Source organism: Marinobacterium sedimentorum, from assembly GCF_024267675.1.
Classification (GTDB): Bacteria; Pseudomonadota; Gammaproteobacteria; order Pseudomonadales; family Balneatricaceae; genus Marinobacterium_A; species Marinobacterium_A sedimentorum.
On record NZ_JALDYX010000018.1, the window covers coordinates 53,124 to 79,232 of the forward strand.

Annotated in this window: 18 protein-coding genes; 5 read left to right on the plus strand and 13 right to left on the minus strand. The window is 56.6% G+C overall.

What is annotated here, in order from left to right:
• Both astD and astB read left to right on the plus strand, forming a co-directional pair.
• Nucleotides 1-1,476: a succinylglutamate-semialdehyde dehydrogenase gene (astD, locus tag MRS74_RS15075; protein WP_254581106.1), complete on the plus strand. Its 1,476-nt coding sequence runs from the start codon at nt 1-3 to the stop codon at nt 1,474-1,476.
• A 178-nt stretch (nt 1,477-1,654) separates the two neighbouring features.
• A complete protein-coding gene (gene astB, locus MRS74_RS15080; protein WP_254581107.1) occupies nt 1,655-2,992 on the plus strand; it encodes an N-succinylarginine dihydrolase in 1,338 nt (445 codons plus the stop codon).
• Between the two features lie 14 nt (nt 2,993-3,006).
• On the opposite strand, the gene MRS74_RS15085 is transcribed toward astB, so the two are convergent.
• The 4 genes from MRS74_RS15085 to gpmI form a co-directional block, all read right to left on the minus strand.
• Nucleotides 3,007-3,837 carry a divergent polysaccharide deacetylase family protein gene (locus MRS74_RS15085; protein ID WP_254581108.1) on the minus strand — a complete coding sequence of 277 codons (831 nt, stop codon included), beginning with the start codon at nt 3,835-3,837 and terminating at the stop codon, nt 3,007-3,009.
• Nucleotides 3,837-5,162: a S41 family peptidase gene (locus MRS74_RS15090; protein ID WP_254581109.1), complete on the minus strand. Its 1,326-nt coding sequence runs from the start codon at nt 5,160-5,162 to the stop codon at nt 3,837-3,839. Before MRS74_RS15090 ends, MRS74_RS15085 begins: the two co-directional genes overlap by 1 nt.
• Nucleotides 5,163-5,260: 98 nt before the next feature.
• A complete protein-coding gene (locus tag MRS74_RS15095; RefSeq protein WP_254581110.1) occupies nt 5,261-6,394 on the minus strand; it encodes a murein hydrolase activator EnvC family protein in 1,134 nt (377 codons plus the stop codon).
• A gap of 43 nt (nt 6,395-6,437) precedes the next feature.
• Nucleotides 6,438-7,988, minus strand: coding sequence for a 2,3-bisphosphoglycerate-independent phosphoglycerate mutase (gene gpmI, locus MRS74_RS15100; RefSeq protein ID WP_254581111.1), 1,551 nt, complete (start codon nt 7,986-7,988; stop codon nt 6,438-6,440).
• 224 nt (nt 7,989-8,212) lie between these two features.
• On the opposite strand from gpmI, the gene MRS74_RS15105 reads away from it, so the two are divergent.
• The 3 genes from MRS74_RS15105 to secB all read left to right on the plus strand — a co-directional run bounded on the left by MRS74_RS15105 (nt 8,213) and on the right by secB (nt 9,479).
• Nucleotides 8,213-8,626, plus strand: coding sequence for a rhodanese-like domain-containing protein (locus tag MRS74_RS15105; protein WP_254581112.1), 414 nt, complete (start codon nt 8,213-8,215; stop codon nt 8,624-8,626).
• Nucleotides 8,627-8,631: 5 nt separating this feature from the next.
• Complete coding sequence (gene grxC, locus MRS74_RS15110) at nt 8,632-8,883, plus strand: glutaredoxin 3 (RefSeq protein ID WP_254581113.1); 252 nt, start codon at nt 8,632-8,634, stop codon at nt 8,881-8,883.
• Nucleotides 8,884-8,984: 101 nt separating this feature from the next.
• Nucleotides 8,985-9,479: a protein-export chaperone SecB gene (gene secB, locus MRS74_RS15115; protein WP_254581114.1), complete on the plus strand. Its 495-nt coding sequence runs from the start codon at nt 8,985-8,987 to the stop codon at nt 9,477-9,479.
• Between the two features lie 130 nt (nt 9,480-9,609).
• Here secB and MRS74_RS15120 read toward each other — a convergent pair whose 3' ends face one another.
• The 9 genes from MRS74_RS15120 to MRS74_RS15160 form a co-directional block, all read right to left on the minus strand.
• On the minus strand, nt 9,610-11,172 hold the full coding sequence (locus tag MRS74_RS15120) for a glycogen synthase (RefSeq protein WP_254581115.1): 1,563 nt from the start codon (nt 11,170-11,172) through the stop codon (nt 9,610-9,612).
• Between the two features lie 15 nt (nt 11,173-11,187).
• The gene (locus MRS74_RS15125; RefSeq protein WP_254581116.1) at nt 11,188-12,822 is read right to left on the minus strand and encodes an alpha-D-glucose phosphate-specific phosphoglucomutase; all 1,635 of its coding nucleotides are present in this window, start codon (nt 12,820-12,822) and stop codon (nt 11,188-11,190) included.
• A gap of 26 nt (nt 12,823-12,848) precedes the next feature.
• Nucleotides 12,849-14,117, minus strand: a complete 1,269-nt coding sequence (gene glgC, locus MRS74_RS15130; protein WP_254581117.1) for a glucose-1-phosphate adenylyltransferase — start codon at nt 14,115-14,117, stop codon at nt 12,849-12,851.
• Between the two features lie 64 nt (nt 14,118-14,181).
• Nucleotides 14,182-16,668 (minus strand): glycogen/starch/alpha-glucan phosphorylase, encoded by a 2,487-nt coding sequence (locus MRS74_RS15135; RefSeq protein WP_254581118.1) that lies wholly within the window; start codon nt 16,666-16,668, stop codon nt 14,182-14,184.
• A gap of 10 nt (nt 16,669-16,678) precedes the next feature.
• Nucleotides 16,679-18,814, minus strand: a complete 2,136-nt coding sequence (gene glgX / locus MRS74_RS15140; protein WP_254581119.1) for a glycogen debranching protein GlgX — start codon at nt 18,812-18,814, stop codon at nt 16,679-16,681.
• Entirely contained in the window at nt 18,814-21,045 is a 2,232-nt protein-coding gene (glgB, locus tag MRS74_RS15145) for a 1,4-alpha-glucan branching protein GlgB (protein ID WP_438362341.1), read from the minus strand. The genes glgX and glgB overlap by 1 nt, the downstream gene beginning before the upstream one ends.
• A gap of 731 nt (nt 21,046-21,776) precedes the next feature.
• The gene (malQ, locus tag MRS74_RS15150) at nt 21,777-23,948 is read right to left on the minus strand and encodes a 4-alpha-glucanotransferase (RefSeq protein WP_254581121.1); all 2,172 of its coding nucleotides are present in this window, start codon (nt 23,946-23,948) and stop codon (nt 21,777-21,779) included.
• 774 nt (nt 23,949-24,722) lie between these two features.
• On the minus strand, nt 24,723-25,022 hold the full coding sequence (locus MRS74_RS15155; protein ID WP_254581122.1) for a YkgJ family cysteine cluster protein: 300 nt from the start codon (nt 25,020-25,022) through the stop codon (nt 24,723-24,725).
• Between the two features lie 119 nt (nt 25,023-25,141).
• Nucleotides 25,142-26,104, minus strand: coding sequence for a GGDEF domain-containing protein (locus tag MRS74_RS15160; protein WP_254581123.1), 963 nt, complete (start codon nt 26,102-26,104; stop codon nt 25,142-25,144).
• Between the last annotated feature and the right edge of the window lie 5 nt (nt 26,105-26,109).

Genomic DNA, 26,109 nt, shown 5'->3' on the forward strand with positions numbered 1-26,109 from the left:
ATGACCGCCAGCCTTTTCATCAATCAGCAATGGGTCACCGGTGCCGGCCAGGCCTTCAACTCGCGCAATCCCGCCACCGGTGAAAGCCTCTGGCAGGGCTGCGCCGCCGATGCCGACCAGGTCGATGCAGCCGTGCGGGCCGCCCGAGCCGCCTTCGAAGCCTGGGCCGACCGCACGGTCGCGGAACGCGCCGACCTGTGCCGCCGCTTCGCCGCCCAGCTCGAGAAAAACAAAGACAGCCTGGCCCACGCCATCGGTCGCGAGACCGGCAAGCCCCTCTGGGAGGCCCGCACCGAAGTGGCCGCCATGATCGGCAAGATCGAGATATCGATTCGCGCCCAGGACGAGCGTAGCGGCAGCCGCGAAAGCGAACTGGCCGGTGCCCGGGCCGTGCTGCGCCACCGTCCCCACGGCGTGGTGGCAGTGTTTGGACCCTACAACTTCCCGGGGCATCTGCCCAACGGCCATATAGTCCCGGCCCTGCTGGCCGGCAACACCGTGCTGTTCAAGCCCAGCGAGCTGACGCCGCTGGTCGCCGAACAGGTGGTGCAATGCTGGGAGGCCTCCGGCCTGCCTGCTGGCGTGCTCAACCTGCTGCAGGGCGAGAAAGACACCGGCATTGCCCTGGCCCGCCACCCCGGGCTTGATGGCCTGTTCTTTACCGGCAGCTCCCAGACCGGCGAGCTGCTGCACCGTCAGTTCGCCGGCCATCCGGGCAAGATCCTGGCGCTCGAGATGGGCGGCAACAACCCGCTGCTGATCGGCGACGTCGCCGACCTGGCCGCCGCCGTGCATGAAACGGTGCAGTCAGCCTATATCAGCGCCGGCCAGCGCTGCACCTGTGCCCGCCGTCTGCTGGTGCCTGAGGGCCCGCAGGGTGACCGTTTCATCGACGCGCTGCTCTGCGCCATCCGGGGCATCCGGGTCGGCACTTACGACGCCGAGCCGCAGCCCTTCATGGGCAGCCTGATCTCGGAACAGGCAGCCGATGCCCTGCTTGGCGCACGCCAGCGCCTGCTGGAGCTGGGTGCGACGGAACTGGCCCCTCTGACTAAACTGCAACCCGGTACCGGACTGCTGTCACCGGGGCTGATCGATGTCACCGCCGTGGCGCAACTGCCGGATGAAGAATATTTCGGCCCGCTGCTGCAACTGATTCGCTACAGCGACTTCGACCAGGCGATCGAGACGGCCAATAACACCCGCTTCGGCCTGTCGGCCGGCCTGCTCAGCGACAGTGTGCAGCAGTACCAGCAGTTCGCGCGCCGGATCCGCGCCGGCATCGTCAACTGGAACAAGCAGCTGACCGGGGCCAGCAGCGCAGCCCCCTTTGGCGGCATTGGCGCCTCGGGCAATCACCGCGCCAGCGCCTACTACGCGGCGGACTATTGCGCTTACCCGGTCGCCGGCCTTGAGCTCGACAAAGTCCAGCTGCCACAAACCCTCTCCCCTGGACTGGATCTGGGTAGCGAGTAACAAACTGATCGCAGGCTGGGTGCAGCTAAGCGCAACCCAGCAGCCTTTTGCCCGCGCAACCGGCACCTGCAGGCACTGTTGGGTGCCGGCCAGCCGGCCGTCACCCAGCCTGCGAAGACAAAGCGCGCCGCGCACAACCTGACAAATATCGGCCTGACCGAACAGGAGAAATAACAAGATGAAAGCCTACGAAGCGAACTTTGATGGTCTGGTCGGGCCGACCCACAATTACAGCGGCCTGTCGTTCGGCAATATCGCCTCGGGCCAGAACCAGGCCCAGGCGTCCAATCCACGACTCGCCGCCAGGCAGGGCCTGGTCAAGATGAAGACCCTGCACGACCTGGGTCTGGTGCAGGGCGTGCTCGCGCCCCAGGAAAGGCCCGATATCCATACCCTGCGCCGGCTGGGCTTTAGCGGCTCCGACGCCGCCGTGCTGTTCCAGGCCGCCCAGTATTCGCCCCGGATCCTCGCGGCCTGCTGCTCGGCCTCCAGCATGTGGACGGCCAACGCCGCCACCGTGTCCCCCAGTGCCGACACCCACGATGGCCGGGTGCATTTCACCCCGGCCAACCTGACCAACAAGTTCCATCGCTCCATCGAGCACGAAACCACCGGGCGCATTCTGGGCGCCACCTTTGCCAATGAACGCTATTTCAAACACCACAGCGCGCTGCCCGGCGCCGAGCATTTCGGTGACGAGGGCGCCGCCAACCATACCCGCTTCTGTCACGACTATGGCCAGCGTGGTATCGAGTTTTTCGTGTTCGGACGCCATGCCTTCGACAGCCGTCAGCCGGCACCGCAGAAGTTTCCGGCGCGCCATACCTTCGAGGCCTCCCAGGCGATCGCGCGCAAGCACCAGCTCAGCAGCCAGCACGTCATCTATGCACAGCAAAACCCGGACGTGATCGACCAGGGCGTGTTTCACAACGACGTGATCGCCGTCGGCAACCGTAACCTGCTGTTCTGCCACGAGCAGGCTTTTCTGGATCAGTCAGGCGTCAAGCAGAAGCTGACCCAGGCCATGCAGGGAGATTTTCGCATCATCGAAGTGCCCACCAGCGCCGTTTCCGTCCGGCAGGCGGTGCAGTCCTACCTGTTCAACAGCCAGCTGCTGTCCCTCCCCGACGGCCGCACCCTGCTGGTGGTGCCGCAGGAAAGCCAGAACATGGCACCGGTCTGGCAGTACCTGCAGGAGCTCGTGGCCGCCACCGACAGCGGTATTGATGAGCTGAAAATTTTCGATTTGAAACAGAGCATGAGCAATGGCGGCGGGCCTGCCTGCCTGCGTCTGCGGGTGGTGCTGAACGAAGCCGAACGGGCTGCGGTTAACCCCGGCACACTGATGAACGAAACGCTGTTCGCGACGCTCAACGCCTGGGTGGACAAGCATTACCGCGAGCGACTGGAAGAAAAGGATCTGGCCGATCCGCAGCTGCTGCTGGAGTCCCGCACGGCACTGGATGAGCTGACCCGCATCCTGCAGCTTGGGTCCATCTATCCGTTCCAGCGCTAGTACAAAACGGCCTCCTAGGCCATGCCCCAGTGGCGGCGATGGGTGTTGATCAAGCGCGGATCGGCGGGATTGAGGCTGTGAAAATCCGCTTGCTGACGCAGGAAGGCAGACACCGTCAGACGCTGAAACCCGAGTTCGTCCAGCAACGGCAGCGCCTCGTGCAGGTAGTCCAGGGTCACATCATGGGGGTGGCCGATCAACAGTGCAGAACCATAGTCACGGGCGATCCTGAGCCCGCGGCGGAACTCGCGATGCACGAATTCCCGCGTCTGCTCATGATCCAGAAAGACATCACGCATCAGTGAGGGCACCCCCTGCTCCTGCGCCACCTGCCAGGCCAGGGTGCTGGCGGTGGTGCGGCTGTCGACAAACCACAGACCGCGCTCGCGCAGCACTTGCATCACCCATTCCATCGGCTCGCGGCTGGATGTCAGCAGGCTGCCCATATGATTGTTCACACCCACAGCGTGGGGAATCGCATCCAGATCATCGCGCAGAATACGCTGCAATTCGGCTTTGTCGAGATCCGGTGTCAGGGCACCCGGGCCCAGCGCCAGCTGCTGGCTGTTGGCCATGGGGGCATGCAACATCACGCCCTTGCCCAAAGCGCGGGCTTCCTGCGCCAGGGTACGACCATGGCTGGAATGAGGCAGGAAGGCGCAGTTGAGGGGGCCCGGCAGCGCCAGGGTACGACGACCTGAGGCGAGACTGTGCCCCACATCGTCGATCACCAGCAGCAGGCGCGGCTGTTCAACATTGCCCAGGCCCGGCACCCGGGCCAGCGCTGGCAGCGCAGCTGCACCCGCCAGGGCCGCAAAACTGGCCAGCAAGGCGCGCCGGCGCATCAGCCCTGCTTGAGCGGAGGCTGCAGAATCACCAGTGCCTTGAGCAGGTTCAGGGCTTCAAACAGCTGGAAGTCCTGTTCCACCAGTTTGGCATCAGCCCCTGTTGTAGCCTTGGCGGAACCGTTACCGTTCTCCAGATGGCCACTCAGATCGCTTTCCTTGACCCGGTCGCCATTGTCCAGATTGCGTACTTCGGCTTCCTCCACCCGGATATCCGGCACTATGCCCTGGGCCTGAATGGAGCGGCCATTGGGGGTAAAGTAACGTGCGGTGGTGAGCTTGACGGCACGATCCGATGTCAACGGCAGAATGGTCTGCACAGAGCCCTTGCCAAAGCTGTCAGTGCCCAGCACCAGAGCGCGCTTGTGATCCTGCAGCGCACCGGCGACGATTTCAGACGCCGAAGCGGAGCCTGCGTTAATGATCACCACCATAGGCACCTTGGGCGCCACCGTGGTCGCACTGGCCTTGAAACGCAGCGCCGAGTTGGCCAGACGCCCTTCGGTATAGACAATCAGACCCTCGTCGATAAAGGCATCGCTGACCTCAACCGCCGCCTGCAGCACGCCGCCGGGATTGTTGCGCAGATCCAGCACCAGGCCGCGCAGCGGGCCCTTGCTTTCCAGCGACTTGATCGCCTTGCCGAGTTCCTTGCCCGTATTCACCTGGAACTGAGACACCCGCAGGTAACCGTAACCCGACTCCAGCAGACGATGCTTGACGCTGACGACCTTGATTCGATCACGTATCAGTTTGATCTCGAAGGGTTTCTCAACCCCCTCACGCACGATGGTCAGGACGATGGGCTCATTCGGCTTGCCCCGCATCAGCGCCACAGCCTCGTTGAGCGACAGCCCCTGCACCGGTGTTTCGTCGAGCTTGATAATCAGATCGCCCGCCTTCACGCCACCGCGCTGAGCCGGCGTATCATCGATGGGGGCAATCACGCGAATAAAGCCATCCTGCTGCCCCACTTCCAGCCCCAGGCCGCCAAATTCGCCGCTGGTGTACTCCTGCAGGTCCTGGTAGGCATCAGCCTCAAGGTAGGATGAATGCGGATCGAGTCCGGCGATCATGCCGCGAATGGCATCTTCCAGTAGTTTGGCGTCATCCACCGGCTCGACATAGGCGGTCTTGATACGCTCAAACACCTCGGCAAACAGGCGCAGCTCTTCCAGCGGCAGGGCCGGTGCCTCGGCCAGCATATCCTCGCCATCCTGCTTTGGCTCAGCCTCGGCGAAGACCGGCGCTGCCAGAAAGACAGCCAACAGCAGCGCGCCGAACATCCTGTTCAGCACCTCAGGTGCATGAGTCAACAACTTCATAACAGCATCCTTATTCAGTCACAGCGGGAATTGATCAGCGGGCTCGCACGGGAGCCCTGAACTGGCAGCCTGTCGGGCATTTCCGCAGCAGGTCGGTGCTAGCGCCCGGCCAGCCAGCGGGCGGGATCCGTCGGCTTGCCATTAAAACGTACCGCAAAATAGAGACTTGGCTCAGTATAGCCGCCACTGTTGCCCACGGTCGCCACCGCATCGCCGGCATCGACCCAGGCACCGGGTTCCTTCAGAAGCCGCTGGTTGTGACCATACAGGCTCATGTAGCCGCCGCCATGATCGATAATCAGCAGCAAGCCATAGCCCCGCAGCCAGTCCGAGAATACCACCCGGCCTCGATGCACCGCACGCACTTCCCGCCCGGCCTGGGCCGCGATCAAGAGGCCGTCGTAGCTGACCCCCGAGTCTGTGTTGCCAAAGGCCCGTACCAGTCGCCCGTCCACCGGCCAGGACAGCTTGCCCTTGAGATCCGGCAAGGAGCGGGCTTCACGCGCCATCTTCGCCGCCTTGAGCGCCTTTTCGATCTGAGCCAGCACGGCTTCGAGCTGCTTGCGATCGCTATCCAGACCCTTGAGCCTGCCCTGATTGGAATCAATCGATTTGGCGAGTTTGGCCAGCGTGGCCTTGCGCTCTTCGCGCACGGTACCCAGGCGCTGCTGCCGCGTTTCGAGCTCTGTTCGCCTTGCCAGCAGCTCGGCCTGAGTATCACCCAGCGCCGACTCGGTGCTTTCAAGCTCTGCCAGCTGCTGCTGATAAAGCGTCAGCTGGGCCACCAGTTCGCCGTTGATAAGATCGAAATAGTGCAGCATGCGATCGATCTGCGCCGGATCACCCTGGTTAAGCAGCAGCTGCAGGCGCGGCTGATTGCCCAGGCGATACTGTTTGCGCAGCTGACGCTGCAACTGATCCGTGCTGGCTGTCAGGGACGCGCGCAGGGCATCGCGGCGCTGCTCCAGATCACCGGCCCGACTGCCCAGCTGGCCCAGTTTCTGTTCGAGCTCCGCCAGCTGATTGCCCAGCTGGCCGATCTCGGCCTCGCTGTCGCGCAGGGTCTGCTGCAGTGTCTTGCGCTCGCCCTGCTGCGCCTTGATTGAGTTCTGCAGGGCGCCGATGTCCTTTTGCAGCCGCTGAATCTGCGCCTCGGTGGCCTGCTTGTCCGCTGCCATCAGCAGGCTGCCCTGCAGAACCAGCAGCACCAACATTAGTATGCGCATCATCATGGGATGGGAGTCCTGAGGCCACCAGAAGGCAGCCCCGGCAGGGTCAGCCCCCTGTTACCAGGGACTTGCCGGTCATTTCCCGCGGCTGTTCCAACCCCATCAGGGCCAGCAGCGTGGGCGCCAGGTCACACAGGGCACCGTCTGCAAGACGTACCTCGGCGGCACGGGGGCCGTCGTAAATCAATGCGACCGGCCAGTTGGTGTGGGCAGTGTGAGGCTGACCGGTCTTGGGGTTGACCATCAGTTCGACATTGCCGTGATCGGCGGTGATCAGGGTTTCGCCGCCCACTTCACGCATGGCCGCCAGAATCTGGCGAATGCTGTCGTCGATCACTTCGCAGGCCTTGACCGCGGCATCGAACTTGCCGGTATGGCCTACCATATCGCCGTTGGCCAGGTTGCAGACGATCAGGTCGTACTTGCCACTGCGAACAGCGTCACACAGTTTCTCGGTGACTTCGGGGGCGCTCATTTCCGGCTTGAGGTCATAGGTAGCGACATCGGGAGAGGGCACCAGAATGCGGTCTTCGCCGGGGTAGACTTCCTCGCGGCCGCCATTAAAGAAGAAGGTGACATGGGCGTATTTCTCGGTTTCGGAAATGCGCAGCTGCGTCTTGCCAAGGCCCGACAGGTATTCGCCCAGGTCGTTGCTGATAGTGGCCGGCGGATAGGCGCAGGCACAGTCGATGGAGGCCGCATATTCGGTCATCATCACGTAGTCAGCCAGGGCCGGGTGTGCGCTGCGCTCAAAACCATCGAAGTCCTGATCCACGAAGGCGCGGGTAATTTCACGCGAGCGGTCCGGCCGAAAGTTGGCGCAGATCACCGCATCGCCGTCGCTGACAGTACCCCGGGGCTGACCGGCGGCATCGGTCAGTACCGTAGCCTGGACAAACTCGTCGTTCTCGCCCCGTTCATAGGCCGCTGCCAGCGCCGCCTGAGCCGACTCAAAGCGCTGCGGCGCCTGTCCCTGCGTCATGGCATCGTAGGCAAGCTGCACCCGATCCCAGCGGTTGTCCCGATCCATTGCATAGTAACGCCCCACCAGGGTGGCAATGGCGCCTACGCCGAGCTCGGCCAGCTTGGTTTCCACCCGGGCAATAGACGGCTCAGCCGAGCGCGGCGGCATGTCGCGGCCATCCAGTACCGCGTGCAGGTACACCGATTTGGCTCCGCGGGCAGCGGCCATTTCCAGCAGTGCCAGCATGTGTTCTTCATGACTGTGTACCCCGCCCGGCGACAGCAGCCCCAGCACATGCACCGCCTTGCCGGCCGCAATGGCCTTGTCCATCGCGGCGCAGATCACGGCGTTGTCAAAGAAATCGCCGTCGCTGATGGCCTTGGAGATTCGGGTAAAGTTCTGATAAACCGTACGCCCGGCACCAATATTCATGTGCCCCACTTCGGAATTGCCCATCTGACCATCGGGCAGGCCCACGGCCAGGCCGGAGGTTTCGATGCGGGAATTCGGATTGGCGGCCAGCAGAGCATCCCAGGTCGGGGTCTGCGCGGCTTCGATGGCGGAGGATGCTGTGTGCTCGATGCCGAAGCCGTCGAGAATGATCAGTGCTTTGGGGATACGAGTGGCAGTCATGGAAGTTCTGATGTCCGGATCAGGTTTGCGAAGCGGCCATTTTACTGTGTATCAGCCCCTATTGCGACTGGACAGGGCGCCTCGGCCGGTCAATCCGAGCGAACATCACCCTTCCCCTTATGCCGCCGCAGCCAGCATTGTATACTTAGCCGCTAATTTTCAACGCAATTGCAAAATTCAGGCTCGCGCATTTGCGAAATCAGGCGTAGTTAACGGAATTCACGATGGAAAACCTGTTCGAATTTGTTGTCAATCACCCCTACCTGATCGCAGCCTGGGTGCTGACCCTGGCCATGCTGCTCTGGAACGAAAGCCGTAAATCCGGCACTTCTATCACTCCCAATGAAGCCGTCACGCTGATCAACAAGCAGGACGCCGTTGTCATCGATATCCGTGCCAAAAAGGAATGGGCCACAGGACACATCACCGATGCGGTCAACCTTCCCATCGCCGATTTTGACACCCGTATCGGGGAGCTGAACAAGTACAAGTCACGACCGATCATCGTCGTGTGCAACCTGGGCCAGACCGCCAGCAGTGCTACCAAGAAGCTGACCGCGGCCGGCTTTGAACAGGTAACCCGCCTCAGCGGCGGCATGACCGAATGGAAGGGCCAGAACCTGCCCGTGATAAAGTGAGCACCATGAACGATATCCTTATCTACACCACCGCCTGGTGCCCGTTCTGCATTCGCGCCAAGATGCTGCTCGACGGCAAGAGCGTGACCTATACGGAAATCAATGTCGACAAGGAACCGGCCAAGCGCGCCGAAATGATGCAGCGCAGCCGTCAGCGCACAGTGCCGCAGATTTTCTTTGGTGAAAACCACATCGGCGGCTGTGACGATCTCTACGCCCTGGAGCGCCAGGGCAAACTCGACAAGCTGCTGGCCTGATCAACCCGGGTGGCGCCCAGCCTCCCTGTCACCCGGGCACAGCAATACACTGACCCTGTTTTGATGGCAGTGAACTCTCGCATACACAAGGAGCAAACAGCATGGCTGAAGAAAACGCACAGAACGGCGCACAGCAAGCCACAGGACCGCAGTTTTCAGTACAGCGGATCTACCTGAAAGACGTATCGCTGGAAGCCCCGGGCACACCGGCCATCTTCACCTCGGCGTGGAAACCTGAAATCAATCTGGATCTGAACACCCGTACCCGTACCCTGGGCGAAAATCACTACGAAGTGATCCTGACCCTGACCGTAACGGCCAAAAACGACGGTAACAATGCCTTCCTGATCGAGATCCAGCAGGCGGGTATCTTCCAGATTGCAGGCCTCGGCGAGGCAGAACTGAACCACACCCTGGGTGCCTTCTGCCCCAACATCCTGTTCCCCTACGCCCGCGAATCCGTCGACAGCCTGGCCACCAAAGCCAGCTTCCCGGCGCTGATGCTGGCACCGGTGAATTTCGATGCCCTGTACGCGCAGCAGATGCAGCAGAAAGCCGCTCAGGCCGCTGAACAGGGCGAAACTCAGGCTCATTAAAACGGCACAGCGGCCCTGAAACAGCCGTTGCCGTTCTTAAAATGAAGAGGGGGCTGTCCGTGGACAGCCCCCTCTTCATTTTCATCGCCTGCGGACTGCCTTAGCCTGCAGGGACGCCCATGCTGCCCCCTCAGGGGTTGTACAGCAGCTGCTTGTAAGCCTGCGCCGCATCCGACCACAGAAACCTCGCTTGTGCAGCGGCGCTACGAATCGCCTTCCATTTGGCAGCATCATCTTTTTCCAGCTGCAGAACCTCTTCCAGCCGGGTAATCAGGTTTTCAGCCTGCTGCACCAGGCTGTCGCCACTGAACGAAAAGCCGTTGATGTCATTCTGCACAGTGTTGCGCAGCCCCCCCACCTCGTGCACCAGACAGGGCTGCCCCGCACGCATCGCCAACATCTGACTGATACCGCAGGGCTCGAATGAACTGGGCATCAGAAAGAGATCACCGCTACTGTACATATGTTGCCCAAGCGATTCGGAGTAACCCTTTAAAAACAGAAAGTTACTATTCCTCGACGCGACTTTTGTGAGGAAGCTTTCCAGCTCGATATCCCCACTGCCCAGCAAGATTAACCGCCCCCGGTCGCCCAGCCGTGCCAGCATCACATCCAGAGCAGACTGGCCTGAGGGTAAGGTTTGTCGCAACAGCAAGGCCTTCTGATCGGTAATGCGACCCACAGACGTCAGCAGTATGCCGGACTGGCGCTTTTTGCTGCTGCGCCACTCACAAAGTCGATGGTAGGCTATCAGATGAGTACTTTCCGCCTGCGCTTTGGCCGCCATCCAGACCAACAACTCATTCAGACAAAGTTCCAGCAGCCTGGGAGCGGCCAATGGCGCAGGGATTGAAGCATCATAATCGGCGCCATTGAGTATGCCTGCCAGACGCTGTTCGGCATCAGCCCGCTGCAGATCATCCTCCAGGCCCTCGCCGCCGAAAAATCCGCGCTCAGGATCACTGGGCCGGACGATCTCCTGCACATAGTTGGGCGATACGGCGTGTACCTTGTCGCAGAGGTTGATGCCCACCCTCATAGGGTTAATGCAGTCACGGTATCTGGGATCGCAAATTTCCTCGGCGTGAAAATGGACTCCCGGATACCAGGCGGTCAGGGAAGAGCTGTCATTGGCAAAGGGACGGATACCCTGCAGGGCAATATTGTGGATGCTGTAAACGGTGCGAATCCCGGCCAGAACTCTGTATTCAGGATGAAAGCGCCGCAGGAATGCCACCAATGCGGCATGCCAGTCATGCAAATGGATAACGTCGAGCTGACCAAAAATACCGTCCTTGATCGCCTGGGCCACGGCCAGGGAAAACAACGCAAATTTGCTGGCATCCGTTGCAAAGGGCCGGTCGGGCGGATCATCACAGTAAATTTTCCCGACACCGCCAATCCCGAAGAGCGGATGTTCCAGTACCCACTGGGTCACACCCGCCACCGGCGATTTGGCCATCACCTGAAAAACGCCCACCAATTCCTCGCGGCCGGCAAAATGAACTTTCACCGTACCTATGACCCGCGCACCGGATTGCCGGGAGAAAAACTGATAACCGGGGATAAGTACATTAACCTGATGATCAAACTGGGCCAGCGCAGCGGGAATGTCTCGCACCACATCCCCGATGCCACCGACTTTGCCCCTGTCCAGCGCATCGTTTTCCGCTGCCACCATCAATATATTCATACAGATATCCGCTTATCAGGTAATGACATCGGGAGCCTTGCGACCCGTGCACGCTTGAATACCCGCTATCTGATCCGCGGCATCTATGAGCCCGGCCAGGGCCTTTTGCGGATCCTGCCCGATCAGGGCCGGGTCCTGCTGGTAACAGTCGAAATAAACCCGCAGCGTTGCACCCGAGGTGCCGGTACCTGACAGACGCATGACGATACGTCCGCCATTCTCGAAAAACAGCCGCACACCCTGCCCTGCACTTTCACTGCCATCGACCGGGTCCCGATAATGGAAATTGTCAGCCGCCTCAACTTTCAGGCCGGAAAACTCCTGCCCGGGCAGGTCGGCCAGCCGCTTCCCGAGGCGCTGCATCATCTGCTGCGCAGAGCCACTGTCGACGCCTTCATAATCATGCCGGGAAAAATAATCGCGGCCAAAGCGCTGCCAGTGCTCACGCACGATTGAACGCGCCGGCTGGGAACGCTCGGCGATGACATTCAGCCAGAAGAGTACCGCCCAGAGTCCGTCCTTTTCACGCACATGGTCGGAACCGGTGCCAAAACTTTCCTCACCGCAGAGGGTTATTTTCCCGGCATCCATCAGGTTGCCGAAAAACTTCCACCCCGTCGGTGTTTCGTAGCAGGGAATATCCAGCGCTTTGGCCACACGATCAACGGCCCTGCTGGTCGGCATCGACCGTGCGACGCCGGCGAGACCCTGCTTATACCCGGGCACCAGCTGGGCGTTGGCCGCCAGTACCGCCAGACTGTCGCAAGGGTTGATATAAAAACCGCTACCCAGCACCATGTTGCGGTCTCCGTCACCGTCTGATGCCGCACCAAAATCCATCTCGGCGTCACCGTTCATCATGGCCACCAGCTCATGCGCATGCACCATGTTGGGGTCGGGGTGACCGCCACCAAAATCCTCCAGCGGCTCGGCGTTAATCACGGTGCCAGGCTTGGCACCCAGCCTTTTTTCAAGGATATCGCGGGCGTACGGGCCTGTGATCGCATGCATGGCATCAAAGCACATATTGAACCGCGGATTAGACACCAGGGCCGACATTTTCGGGAAATCAAAGATCGACTCCATCAATTCGGCATAATCGCTGACCGGATCAATAACCTCTACCTGCGTGCCGGCAACCCGAGTTTCACCGATCCTGTCGAGATCGATGGCCTCCGACTCAGTGGTCAGATAATGATCGATAACCTTGCTGGCCTGATAAATTGCCTCGGTCACCGTCTCGGTCGCCGGGCCACCATTTTCACCGTTAAATTTCAGCCCGAAGTCCTCTTCCGGTCCACCGGGGTTATGGCTGGCCGACAGGATAATACCGCCACATGTCTTGTATTTTCGGATAACACAGGACGCCGCCGGCGTGGACAGCAAGCCGCCCTGACCGATGACAAGCCGGCCAAAACCGCTGGCAACAGCCATTCGAACAATCACCTGAATGGCCTCACGGTTGTAAAACCGACCATCACCGCCAATGACCAGCGCCTTGCCCTTGCAGTCACCAATGGTGTTGAAAATCGACTGAACAAAATTCTCCAGATAGCCAGGCTGCTGGAACTCCCGCACTTTCTTTCGAAGCCCCGATGTACCCGGCTTCTGCCCGTCTATGGGCCTTGTTGCAACTTTAACTACATTCATGACTGCTGACTCCTGGGCCTGAACTTTTAGGCAAAACCTTCCACTTGTCCCAACATGCCGCGGGTCACCAGAACAACACCTTTGTCTGAGACCCTGAATCCGTTTGCCCGATCCTGGTCGTGATCATAACCGATGACCATCCCGTCGGGAATTTTACAGGCCTTGTCGATTATTGCTTTACGAATTTTACAGTGATTGCCAATCTCAACGCGTGGAAGAATCACTGACTCGGAAATTTCGGAATAGGAATGTATATGAACCTGACTGAAAAGGACTGATTTTCGAATGACTGAACCCGATATGATACAGCCCCCAGACACCATCGAATCCAGCGCCATTCCGCGGCGATCATCATAATCAAATACAAACTTCGCCGGTGGTAACTGTTCCTGATAGGTCCAGAGTGGCCAGTCCCGATCATAAATATTGAGCGGCGGTACCGTTTCAATGATCTCCATGTTCGATTGCCAAAAAGCATCCAGCGTGCCGACATCACGCCAGTAGGCGCGCCCACCCGTTAATAGATCACGGAACGGGAATGCAATCACTTTGTGCTCGTTGATAATGTTCGGGATAATGTCATTGCCAAAGTCATGCGAGGAATTTGGATTCGCTGCGTCTTTCATAAGCTGATCAAAAAGGAACTGGGTATTAAAAACATAGTTCCCCATGGATGCCAGTGTCAGATCATCCTGCCCTGGAATTGGTGACGGGTTGGCAGGTTTTTCTTCGAAACCGATAACGCGGTTATGCTCATTCACCTTCATGACGCCAAACGCATTGGCAGCTTCCTCGACCGGAACTTCAAGGCAGGAAACCGTCATGTCTGCGCCACTTTCAACATGCTCGGCCAACATGAGACCGTAGTCCATTTTATAGATATGATCACCGGACAACACCAGTACATATTTGGGCTGCACTGATCGGATAATGTCCAGGTTCTGGTAAATGGCATCTGCCGTACCCTGGTACCAATCTTCCGAAAAACGCTGTGATGCCGGCAGGATCTCGACAAATTCGCCGAGTTCGTTCTTAAAGTGACTCCAGCCCCGCACCAGATGTCTAACGAGAGAATGCGCCTTGTACTGGGTCAGAACACCTACACGGCGTATTCCTGAATTCACACAGTTTGACAGTGGGAAGTCAATGATCCTGTATTTACCCCCAAAATAGAGCGCCGGTTTGGCACGCCAGTCAGTGAGTTCATAGAGTCTTGAACCACGACCACCGGCCAAAACCAGTGCCAGTGTGTCGCGGGTCATGCGGCTAACATAACGCGGATTATCTTCAGCCATTTTCAATTCCTCTGTGTTACTATTTTTTTTATTTAACAGACATCTCTCTTGCACAAAACGCTTACTACTCGCTCCTGTTCCATATTTCCCGGTTATATTCACTTATCGTTCTGTCACTCGAAAAACGACCACTGGAAGCCGTATTGAGTATGCTCTTCACAGTCCAACTTTCTCTATCCTGATACGCCAGTGCAACTTTCTTCTGTGCATCAACGTAACTGCGGAAATCCGCTGCAGTCATCCAGGCATCATCCCGGCTGCGAATAGATGCACTCACTGCATCAAAGACACCCGGTTCAAACTGATTGAAATGCCCGGATTCCACAAGATGCATGACACGGGCGAATTCCTTGTCGGCATGAATAATCGCGTCTGGATCGTAGTTACTTCTGGCTGCCTGCACCTGCTCTGCATCCAGACCGAAGAGAAAGAAATTATCCTCTCCCACCGCTTCCAGAATTTCGATATTCGCGCCATCCAGCGTACCTATCGTCAGGGCTCCATTCATCATGAATTTCATGTTTCCGGTGCCTGAAGCCTCCTTACCCGCCGTGGATACCTGCTCGGAAAGTTCCGTCGCCGGACAGATAATTTCCATGGACGTCACTTTATAATCGGGCAGAAATGCCATCTTCAGCCAGTCTTGGCAGCGCGGATCTTTATTGACAATAGCGGCAACATTATTAATCAGCTTGATAATGGTTTTCGCCATGGCGTATCCGGGAGCAGCCTTGCCACCAATCAGCACAGAGCGCGGCTGCATTCCTTCAGTATCGCCTCGGGTTATACGATCATAAAGATGAATAACATGAAGTACGTTGAGCAGCTGACGCTTGTATTCATGAATACGCTTAACCTGCACATCAAATAGCATGTTTGGATCGAACTGAACATTACATTGACTTTTAACCAGCTCCGCGAGCTTTACCTTGCAGGCATGCTTAACATCAATCCAACGATCGCGAAAGTCCTTATCCTGTGCAAAGGGTTTCAGATTTTCCAGATGATCAAGATCAGACGTCCAGTCGTTACCGATAGTGTCAGTAATCAACGCCTTAAGATTCGGGTTGCAATGGGCTAACCAGCGCCTTGGCGTCACACCATTGGTCTTGTTGTTGAATTTTTCCGGCCACAGTTCATAAAAATCATGAAACAGACCCGCCTTCAACAGCTTTGTATGCAGCGCGGCAACACCATTTACCGAGAAAGAACCGACGATTGCCAGATACGCCATGCGCACTTTTGGATTATCGCCCTCTTCTATAATGGACATTCTCCGCTGCCGATCAACATCCCCGGGGTAAAGTTGCGCTACTTTAACCAAAAACCGTGCATTGATCTCATAAATAATATCGAGAATCCGCGGCAACAATTCCTTAAACAGAGACACAGGCCACATTTCAAGCGCTTCGGGCAGCAAGGTATGGTTGGTATACGCCATTGTTTTTTGCGTGATATCCCAGGCATCATCCCACTCAAGGAAATAATCATCCATCAGCAGGCGCATTAATTCTGCAATGGCTACCGTCGGGTGCGTATCATTGAGCTGAAAACAATTTTTCGCGGCAAAATTACTAAAGTCCTTTCCGTTACCGTTTCGTTTTACCCAACGGTGCAAGACGTCCTGCAAACTGGCAGAGGACAGGAAGTACTGCTGACGCAATCGCAATTCCTTGCCATTCTCGCTTGCATCATTAGGGTATAAAACCATAGTGATCTGTTCAGCAAGATTTTTGGCGGCTACCGCATCGGTATAGCTACCGGCATTAAACTCATCCAGGTTGAACTCATCGGTGGCTTCCGACTTCCACAGACGCAGAGTGTTAACCGTTCCATTCTGGTAGCCGGGTACAGGAACATCATAAGGTACGGCCAATACATCACTGGTGGCTACCCACCGGGCCCGCTCCTTCCCATTCTGATCCAGGTAGTATTCCGTATGACCAAAGAACTTTACACTGCGGGCATTTTCCGGGCTTTCAATTTCCCAGGGGTTGCCATTGCGCAGCCAGTGATCAGGGTATTCAACCTGATACCCGTTCTTGATCTTCTGGTGAAACATGCCGTATTCATAGCGAATACCGTAGCCTGTCACCGGGAGCTGCAAGCTTGCGCAACTGTCCAGGAAACACGCGGCGAGCCGGCCCAGGCCTCCATTGCCAAGACCCGCATCCAGCTCTTCTTCATTAATGTCCTCAAGCTCACAGGCATACTGCTGCAAGACAGTACGCATCTGAGTTTCAAGATCCAGATTCAGGACGGCGTTATTTAACGCACGCCCCATCAGAAATTCCAGCGACAGATAAGCGACCCGCTTTGGGTTTTCGTCCATGTAACGGTCACGCGTCGCGCGCCAGCGTTCCACCAGCCTGTCTCGAATCGTCAGAGCTACCGCACTATAGAGATAGTGATGGGAATCACAGTCTTCGTCACGACCGAGCGTCAAGCCAAAATACCGGTTCAGATCGTTACCAACACTGGCTTCGTCCATACCCAGCTTTACTGGTTTGGCTATTGGATTTACGTGACGTTTATTCGAATGCGTATTCATGCACAAATTCCTATGAATTTTCGCTGACACAATCAGCTAACAATATGCAAACGGACAGCCCTGGCCTTTCTAGCGCGGTGCCTGCCTTAATTCGATGTTGTAAACAATCATTGGCCGTTTCAGTACTTTCAGCCGTATCAATAAGCAGCTCCCAATAACCAGATCCCGGTTTTATCGGCAGCATGAATTCGCCAGAGGACTTACTGTTATTAAAGATGACAAGTAACTTATCGGCTTTTCCGGAGGGCGTTAGCTGCGTACTGGACAGGAAATACCCCAGCAGATGATTCTGATGGTCGTGCCATTGTTCATCCTGCATATGGCTGCCCGCCGAACTCACCCAGGAAATTTCCGGCATGTCTGGATTATCAGTAGCGTGAACATAGCGAGGAAGCTGAAATACAGAAAACTCCTGGCGCACGGACAGGAGCTGCCTGGTAAATTCAAGCAACCCAGAGGATTTATTTTCCAGCAGAGTCCAGTCTATCCAGTTAATTTCATTGTCCTGACAGTAGGCGTTATTGTTTCCGCCCTGGGTACGCCCGAGCTCATCACCGCCCAACAACATTGGCGTACCTTGCGATACCATCAGAGTGACAAGAAAGTTTTTATGCTGCCTCAGGCGCAAGGCGTTGATTTCCGGACTGGCGGTCGGGCCCTCGACGCCCAGGTTATCACTGAAATTCTCATGATGACCGTCGCGGTTGTTTTCGCCATTGTCCAGATTATGGCGCTGGTGATAGCTCACCAGATCGTTCAGGGTGAAACCATCGTGGCTGGTGATGAAATTGATGCTAGCACCGGGGCGCCGCCCCGACTTTTCAAAAATGTCACTTGAGCCGTGCAGTCGCCGTGCAAATTCCGGCATGACACCCGCATCGCCGCGCCAGAATCTGCGCACGGTATCCCGATAGCGGTCGTTCCATTCACTCCAGGCCGGTGGAAACTCGCCCAGTTGATAGCCGCCGGGGCCAATATCCCAGGGCTCGGCGATAAGCTTTACAGTCGATAGCAGGGGGTCCTGAGATACGGCCTGTAAAAAATTATTATCCCGGCTGAATCCATCAGGCGTGCGCCCGAGAATGGGGGCCAGATCAAACCTGAAGCCATCAACCTTCATCTCGCCCGCCCAGTAGCGCAGGCTGTCCATGACCAGTTGCAGGACTCTGGGGTGGTTAATATTCAATACATTGCCGCAGCCTGTATCGTTTATGTAAAAACGCTTATCCGCAGGCTGGAGTCGATAGTATGACGCATTGTCGATACCCCTGTAACTCAGGGTGGGCCCCAGATGATCCCCTTCGCCCGTATGGTTATAGACGACATCGATAATCACCTCGAGCCCGGCATCGTGAAAGCGGTCGACCATCTGACGAAACTCTGCGGCGGTGTTTCCTGACAGATAACCACTGTGCGGCGCGAAAAAATTCAGGGTATTGTAGCCCCAGTAATTATGCAGCCCGCGAGCCTGAAGAAAATGTTCATCAACATGGCTCTGCACCGGCAACAACTCGATACTGGTGATACCCAATGCCTTGAGGTACCCGATAATCTGTGGCTGTGACATGCCCGCAAAAGAACCGCGCAGTGACTCAGGCACATCCGGATGCAGCATCGTGAAGCCACGCACATGAGCCTCATAGACAACCGTCCGTTCCATTGGCACCTGCCAGGCACCGCACTGAGACGGCTCGATTGTGTCCGCACGCTCGGTCACGACCGACTTGGGCATCCAGCTGGCGTTATCGCAAGCGTCGAACGAATAGTCCTCGGCCGGATCATTCCGCATATAGGCAAAGTGGGCGTCGTTCCAGACGAACTGCCCCTCAAGCTGCCGCGCATAGGGATCCACCAGCAGCTTGTGATGATTGAAACGATGCCCCGCCTGGGGATCATAAAGCCCGTATACCCGGTAGCCGTAACAGCAGCCTGGCAATACGTCTGGCAAATAGCCGTGCCAGACATCGAGGGTTTTCTCAGGCAGCCTATAGCGTGCCAGTTCCTTGGTTCCGGACGGGTCAAACAGGCAAAGATCAACCCGTTCGGCATGCGCAGAGAACAGCGCGAAGTTAGTACCACGGCCATCGAACACCGCTCCAAGCGGATGCATTTTACCGGGCAACATACTCCGCGATTTGCTGCTCATTATCTGACACCGTCCCACTCAAAAATAAGTGTCGCCAGCGGCGGCACCGTGATGAGCACGGAGTAGGGCTGTCCATTGCAGGGTTCGGACTCGGCCTCAAGCCCCCCCCAGTTGCCGACATTGCTGCCGCCATAACCCTCGCTGTCGGTATTCAGGCGCTCAGAATAGTGCCCTGGGTGAGGTACGCCCACACGATAGTCACTGCGTACTTCAGGTGTCAGATTGGCCACCACCAGCGCAACAGACTCGCCTCGAGTGCCCTTGCGTAACCAGGCGTACACGGATTGCTGATAATTATCAGACTGAATCCATTCAAATCCAGCGCCATCGCAATCCAGCTCGTGCAATGCCGGAATCTCTTTGTAGACGCGGTTGAGATCCCTTACCAGCGCTTTTACACCGTAATGGCTGCCGTGCTCCAGCAAGTGCCACTCCAGACTTTGATCATGGTTCCACTCACGGCGCTGAGCGAATTCCCCGCCCATGAACAGCAGTTTCTTCCCGGGATGTCCCCACATGAAACCGAAATAGGCACGAAGATTGGCGAATTTTTGCCAGTCATCGCCGGGCATTTGCTCAATAAGAGAACCCTTGCCATGAACCACTTCATCGTGGCTAAGCGGCAGAACAAACTTTTCACTGAACGCATAAACGAGACCAAAGGTCATCTGGTCATGGTGGTGCTGGCGGTAAACCGGGTCTCGTCCCATATAAGCCAGAGTATCGTTCATCCAGCCCATATTCCATTTATAGTCAAAGCCCAGCCCACCCTGCTCGACGGGCTGAGAAACCCCAGGCCAGGCGGTTGATTCTTCGGCAATCATCACCGCGCCGGGATAGTTGCTTTTGACCCGGCTGTTAACGGATTTCAAGAAGTCGATGGCTTCCAGATTTTCCCTGCCACCGTGTACATTGGGTATCCATTCACCTTCCTTGCGGCTGTAATCCAGGTAAAGCATGGATGCCACTGCATCCACTCGCAGCCCGTCAATATGAAACTCATCCAGCCAATAGAGAGCGTTGCTCAACAGAAAGCTGATAACTTCGGCGCGGCCATAGTTATAAATCAGGGTATTCCAGTCCGGGTGAAAGCCCTTGCGCACGTCTTCGTGTTCATAAAGACAGCTGCCATCCAGCTTGCCCAGTCCGTGAGCATCGGTAGGGAAATGCCCGGGTACCCAGTCCACCAGCACGCCGATATTGTGCTGGTGACAGCGATCAATCAGGTAGCGCAGTTCATCGGGCGTACCGAAACGGATGCTCGGCGCAAACATCCCGATGGGCTGATACCCCCAGGACCCATCAAACGGATACTCACTGATGGGCATCAGCTGCAGGTGCGTAAAGCCCATTTCCACGACATAGGGGATCAGTTCATCAGCCATTTCCCGATAACTGAGATAGCGGTTGCCGTCCTCGTGTTTGCGCCGCCAGGAGCCCGCGTGCACTTCATACACGGCGATGGGCTTGTCAGGCTTTTGCAGCGACTCACGCTCATCCAGCCACTGCTGATCTGCCCAGGTGTAGCTGGACTCGTACACCACACGGGAAGCTGTTTCCGGGGGATGCTGCATGGATCTGGCATAAGGATCCGATTTCAGTGGCAACAGATTGCCCTGCTCATCGACAATTTCGTACTTGTAGTGGGCAAAATTCGCCACAGCCGGCACAAAAATTTCCCAGATGCCCGACGCCGGGTGTTTGCGCATCACGTGACGACGACCATCCCAGTGGTTGAACTCACCGACCACCGACACCCGCTGCGCCGACGGCGCCCATAGCACAAACAGAACCCCGTCGATCCCGTCGATGGTGCGCTGCCGTGCACCCATCCACTGATAGGTACGTTCCTGGGTTCCCTCGCCAAACAGATAGACGTCATCAGCGCTCAGCGCCGACGAAAAACGATAGGGGTCTTCCACTTCCAGTTCGGCGTCCGCAAAGCGAGCTTTCAGGCGGTAGTCAAAGCGATTTTTGCGTCTGGGCATAACGGATTCAAACAACCCGTCCTCGCTTATCTGCAGCATTTTTGCGATCACGCGACCGTTCTTGCGGTCAACAACCGATACATCCAGTGCACCGGGCAAAAAGGCCCGCAGCACCAGGCCTTTCCCCGCCACATTATCGTGAAGACCCAAAACGGAGAAAATATCCGTAAATTTACCACTTGTTATGGCGCTAATTTTCGACTCATCAAGAGTCGACTGGTCAGATAGATCAGTCTTACTCACGGAAAAGCTCCTGATTTCGCAGCTTTGGATGCATGGCAATACTCATCGCAAATCCACGTTATATAGAGACGGAAGTCTGAAACGTTTCTGCCCGGGGAAAGAACGTATTTGCAGGCGATCGCACCATGTTTTGGCACAATATTCCCACTTACGGCCTCTGGGGCCCGAAATGTCCGCTAACCATAGCCTAATAAAAATATGCTGGCGGCTATTCCTGCCCGGCCAGGGCTCAGAAATGCATGCGCATACCCCTGCAACAGGATCCGACAATCGGCCGACGCCCCTCCCCCAGAGCATGACGACGGCCGAAATGTCAGAAGCCTAACCTCTTCTACTGGCAACCTGCTTACGTGCCTGCTTGCCAATACGTACGCTAATAAGTGGTAAATTAACCTAAATAACGTCATTTGTACAAAAAAACATCAGCTTAAATTTGCTTAAGATAACGTCCAGAAATTGCTGGGACTTCGGGCACCGACAGAGCCATTACGAAAAATGGCAGATGGAAAACAAAAATTCTAATTACTTCAGTAAGATAGCGGATTTTTTTCAGTGACGACCCTGTATCAGGGTCATCGCTGAACAGGTGGCAAGTAAAATCTGCTGAGCAAATTAGGTTGTCGCTTTTTCAGGGGCTTCCCGGCAGGCTTTTCATGCCGCACGTCAGAACGGCGCTGACACGGCAGTTCCAGTGCCGGCGGGCCATCGCAGGCATAGCCCGGCTATCCCGATCAGGCGGGCCCTGACCGCCGGACGCCAGCGATGCGTCGCGCCAGATCCGCGTTGTCAGCAATGTCGAAAAAGCCTTCCACGGGCTGCTCCAGTTTACGCTGCCAGTTCCTGTATTCATCACAGGTCCCGGGAATATTGACGGCAGACTCCATCCCCTGCCAGTCTTCGAGCTGAGACATCACGATAGCTGCCCGGGACGATGCGAGATAGAGATGAATTGCATCGACGATCTCCCGTGTGAGATCCGGTATCTCATGTGCGATAAGCCGGTCGCGTATAAAGCCTGTTTGATAGAGCGCATCAAGCACAAGCTGTTTGTGTTGCGCCCTGTCCTGACACAGTTTGTCTATTACCTCGGCACCGACAATCACATTCAGGTCGCGCCTCAGTTCGATATCCGACAGCGACCACCAGCTGGCCAGCGGGGCAACATCATGTGTATTTATGGTAGCGACAGCCATTTCCGGGTAGCTTTCCGGCAGTGCAATCTGGTCATCACTCCTCTCAAAGTAGAGCACACGGTAACAATACATGGCATTTGCCAGCATCACGGCCGGCAACGCCTCGGGAACGGTACCCAAATCCTCACCGATAACCAGACAGTGGTTACGCTGGCTTTCCAGCGCCAGCAAACCAATCAGTTCATTCAGGTCATAATGGACATAGGCGCCATTCTTGGCCGTTTTCCCCTTTGGAACCCACCACAGCCTCGACAAGGCGACACAGTGATCGAATCGGACTGCACCGGCATGACGCATATTGGCCCGAATGTTTTTCACAAAAAGATCATAGCCGCTGGCCCTTAACTCGAGCGGCCGGAACGGCGGAAAACCCCAATTCTGACCTTCAGGTGCCAACTCATCCGATGGTGCTCCCACCGTGGCATCGAAACAAAACAACGCCTGATTTGACCAGGCTTCGGAACCCGCAGGATCAACACCGACCGCAAGGTCAAGATAGAGCCCGACCTCCATTGAGCAATCCTCAGCGGTACGCTGCACAGCCTTTAACTGCTCAGTCGCACACCACTGCAAATACTGGTAATACTCAATTCTGTCCTGATGACTGGCCACAAATTGCTGTACAGCGTCTGACTGTGGGTTTCTGAATGCCTGTGGCCACACAGGCCATCCCCACAATTCAGTACTCTGAGCGAAAAAATATTCATGCAGGGCATCGTAGGTAGCATGCAACCGCAGCGCGTCACCCTGCTCATTGAGATAATCCTGGTACATCTGATCACGTGATGTGCCACGTTTGAGGTCCGTCTTTTTAAACTCGTTAAAAAGTAACTCAAAGAATACGTTCTTGCCCTGCGCCACCCTGGCGTAATCCACATGATCTGTTTCGCGCATCATGCGCAAATTATTCTGAAACTCTTCGGATGAAAATAGCGCTGTGGCCGCCTCACAAGCCGAGAATTCAGGTACAAGCTGCGGATCTATATACAAGATATTCAAGAATGCCCGGTTGGATGGGCTATACGGAGAAAATGCCAAAGGGTTGGCTGGAAACAGCGCATGCAGAGGGCTAACACCAATGATATCGACGCCAACAGCCGCAGACTCCTGCACCAGCCGTTTAAGATCCGAGAAATCGCCGATTCCCCAATTGCGCGCAGAGCGAACCGAATAGAGCTGGACCGACAGCCCGAATATTTGCTTGCCACTGCACAATGCCGTCGGACGAAAGCACGCCTCTGGCGCCAAAATAAGCGCCATCTCGGCTCGAGACTGGCCATCTCCGTCACAGAGCTGCAGCCGATGATAGCCTTCGGGGAATGTCTGTTGCAGCATCACCGGTCGAGTGAGCGATCCCGCTTGCCACGGGACATCAGACTCGACAAGTGCCCCGTTGAACCTCTCGCCCTGTTCCGTTGTAACCCGCCATTCCCAGTTAGCATCAATCTCGACATGGGAAAGATTGACACTAAAACTGACCGGCTGATTACTGCGAATAATGCAGACCGGAGGTAAAATTTCATTCTGCGACGCCTGATAATCTTTCGATGATTCCAGCGTCGTTTCATTCTGAGCAAGCTCAGGACGAATGGACCCCAGCACATCCTGCTGATCCAGCTCGGATACCTGGACATACTGGTTGCCAAATCCTGCATATCCGCTGCCGATACCATAGAATCGTGTCAACTTGCTCAATTCGCTAACGGACATTTGGCTTCTCGTAAAGTGCTGAATGAGGACGACAGATCACTGAATATAGCCACAGCTCGACAAGATTTTCACCCGTTTTATTTCGCCATGACAACGCCTGGGGAAGCGGCGCGTAGATCCCGGTTGGCCCCGCGGCCCCGAAAGCCTGCAGGTGCCAGGCGCAGTCTGCTGCGCAGAATTATTGCATGAGACTATTAACCTGGCTGGCAAATAGGTTCCCTCCCTATTTGCCAGTCACCCCACAAAAACAGGCGCAAGTGCGTGGACGTGCTGGTTTTTGTGGGGTTCGCATTGGCCTGCGGCCAATGATGAAGCATCCCTGTTTCATGTATTTACCTGGCTGGCAAATAGGTTCCCTCCCTCTTTGCCCGTTATGTACAGGAAGTACGGTCCCTTAACTTTTGCTCCTGCAAAGTAAGGATTTCCGCCATCCTTGGCGGTCATGCCGCACACGCATGGATGCGTATGTGCGGTCACCCCACAACTCTTCACTCTAAAAGAATGAGCGCAAGTACGTGGACGTGCTGGATTCTCTCGGGTGAAGACATGGGGTTCGCATTGGGCCATCTGTTCAACAGAAGGTCCAATGATGAAGCATCCTGCTTCATGCCTAATAATACGACACCGGTACCCTGGGATTTTCACCAGGCCAGCCGGGCAGGTCTGCAGCTACGAATGTCGTAACCATAGGAGTTCAGCCAGAACCTGGGCGGGGCAGCGGGTACAGCAATACCGAGGTAAGGGAATGGGCAATTACCCATGAGTCAGCGGTCGTCAGGCAAACGCAGCAGCGCGCTCTGTCAGGCACTCATCGGCGCCCATCTCGAATTCCCGGCAGATCAGTGGCCGGTTCTCATAGATAGTGCAGAGCATGGTGTTGCGATCCACCGCCAGGCACCAGCCGTCATCGCCCTGCGCCATGGTTTCCCCGCCCCAGTCGTCATATTCGATAAAACGCTCGGGCACGCCGGTATCGGTCAGCAACATGACCGTCAGACGACAGCAGCGGGCCGCGCAGCTGGCGCAGGTCACCTCGCCAGTGGGTTCAGGCAGCAGGGTTACAGCAATGCTCATAAGTCACGCTACAGATTTTGTGGGCGCCAAGCATAGCGCGATCAGGCAGCGGGTTACAGAACAGCTGCCCGATCATTATCCTGGATTAGACCGGAACCCAGATGCCAGGCCAGATGTTGTTAGCGCTTGCGGCCTTTCTTCTGCTCGTACAGCAGCTCATCCGCCCGAGCCAACAGGGCTTCAATATCGCTGCTATCGTCGCTTTTTCGGATGGCGTAGCCTGCGCTGTATTTCAGGTCATAGCCCCTGGCCGCTTCTGTGTTGTAATGATCCACCGCCCGCTGAAAGCTCTCAAGTACCTGCTGGACGTACTCCTCTCCGGTACCGGTCAACAGCGCCACGAACTCATCCCCTCCCATGCGGGCAAAGACATCGGAGTCGCGGAAATTGTCCCGCAGCAGATTGGCAAATGCGATCAGCGCGATATCACCCTCAGCATGGCCAAAGGTATCGTTGATGGGCTTGAAATCGTCCAGATCAAAAAACACCAGCGTCGCCGACTGCCCATGGCGCCGGCACATGGCCAATGCATGCGTGGCCAGCGAGATAAAACCACGGCGATTGGAAATGGCCGTCAGTTCGTCCAGTGTCGCCAGCTGCAGAGCAGCAATCTCCTGCTCAGCCATGACCGCCAGATCCCGCAGCAACTGCTTGTCTTCGTCATCCATCTCGCGCGGCTTGTCATCGATCAGGCACAGGGTGCCCATCTTGTGGCCGCTGCCAACCCGCAGCGGACAGCCAGCATAGAAACGAATGTTTGGAGCCGCTGTTACCAGCGGATTGTCCTGGAAGCGTTCATCCTCAATGGCGTTGGGTATTAAAAACAGACCATCACCCAGAATGGCATGGCCGCAGAAGGAAATGTCTCGAGGGGTCTCGGTTGCATCGAGCCCCTGGGCCGACTTGAACCACTGCCGGTCGCTGTCGACGATACTGACCAGCGAGATAGGCACACCAAACATGCGTTTGGCCATGCGAGTGAGGCGATCAAAGCGTTCTTCAGGGGCAGAATCAAGGATTTTGAGCGCCCGCAGGGTTTCAAGGCGCTGCGCTTCATCGGGTGGAATCTGGGGTATTATCATCTCGT

Excerpts from the sequence above, each read along its gene's own strand:
- MRS74_RS15085 (WP_254581108.1), bottom strand. The coding sequence starts at position 3,837 with ATGCGCCGGCGCGCCTTGCTGGCCAGTTTTGCGGCCCTGGCGGGTGCA.
- MRS74_RS15155 (WP_254581122.1), bottom strand. The coding sequence starts at position 25,022 with ATGAGCATTGCTGTAACCCTGCTGCCTGAACCCACTGGCGAGGTGACC.
- MRS74_RS15120 (WP_254581115.1), bottom strand. The coding sequence starts at position 11,172 with ATGAATATATTGATGGTGGCAGCGGAAAACGATGCGCTGGACAGGGGC.
- MRS74_RS15090 (WP_254581109.1), bottom strand. The coding sequence starts at position 5,162 with ATGAAGTTGTTGACTCATGCACCTGAGGTGCTGAACAGGATGTTCGGC.
- MRS74_RS15095 (WP_254581110.1), bottom strand. The coding sequence starts at position 6,394 with ATGATGATGCGCATACTAATGTTGGTGCTGCTGGTTCTGCAGGGCAGC.
- grxC (WP_254581113.1), top strand. The coding sequence starts at position 8,632 with ATGAACGATATCCTTATCTACACCACCGCCTGGTGCCCGTTCTGCATT.
- astD (WP_254581106.1), top strand. The coding sequence starts at position 1 with ATGACCGCCAGCCTTTTCATCAATCAGCAATGGGTCACCGGTGCCGGC.
- gpmI (WP_254581111.1), bottom strand. The coding sequence starts at position 7,988 with ATGACTGCCACTCGTATCCCCAAAGCACTGATCATTCTCGACGGCTTC.
- MRS74_RS15105 (WP_254581112.1), top strand. The coding sequence starts at position 8,213 with ATGGAAAACCTGTTCGAATTTGTTGTCAATCACCCCTACCTGATCGCA.
- glgC (WP_254581117.1), bottom strand. The coding sequence starts at position 14,117 with ATGGCTGAAGATAATCCGCGTTATGTTAGCCGCATGACCCGCGACACA.
- MRS74_RS15160 (WP_254581123.1), bottom strand. The coding sequence starts at position 26,104 with ATGATAATACCCCAGATTCCACCCGATGAAGCGCAGCGCCTTGAAACC.
- MRS74_RS15135 (WP_254581118.1), bottom strand. The coding sequence starts at position 16,668 with ATGAATACGCATTCGAATAAACGTCACGTAAATCCAATAGCCAAACCA.
- astB (WP_254581107.1), top strand. The coding sequence starts at position 1,655 with ATGAAAGCCTACGAAGCGAACTTTGATGGTCTGGTCGGGCCGACCCAC.
- glgX (WP_254581119.1), bottom strand. The coding sequence starts at position 18,814 with ATGAGCAGCAAATCGCGGAGTATGTTGCCCGGTAAAATGCATCCGCTT.
- malQ (WP_254581121.1), bottom strand. The coding sequence starts at position 23,948 with ATGTCCGTTAGCGAATTGAGCAAGTTGACACGATTCTATGGTATCGGC.
- MRS74_RS15125 (WP_254581116.1), bottom strand. The coding sequence starts at position 12,822 with ATGAATGTAGTTAAAGTTGCAACAAGGCCCATAGACGGGCAGAAGCCG.
- secB (WP_254581114.1), top strand. The coding sequence starts at position 8,985 with ATGGCTGAAGAAAACGCACAGAACGGCGCACAGCAAGCCACAGGACCG.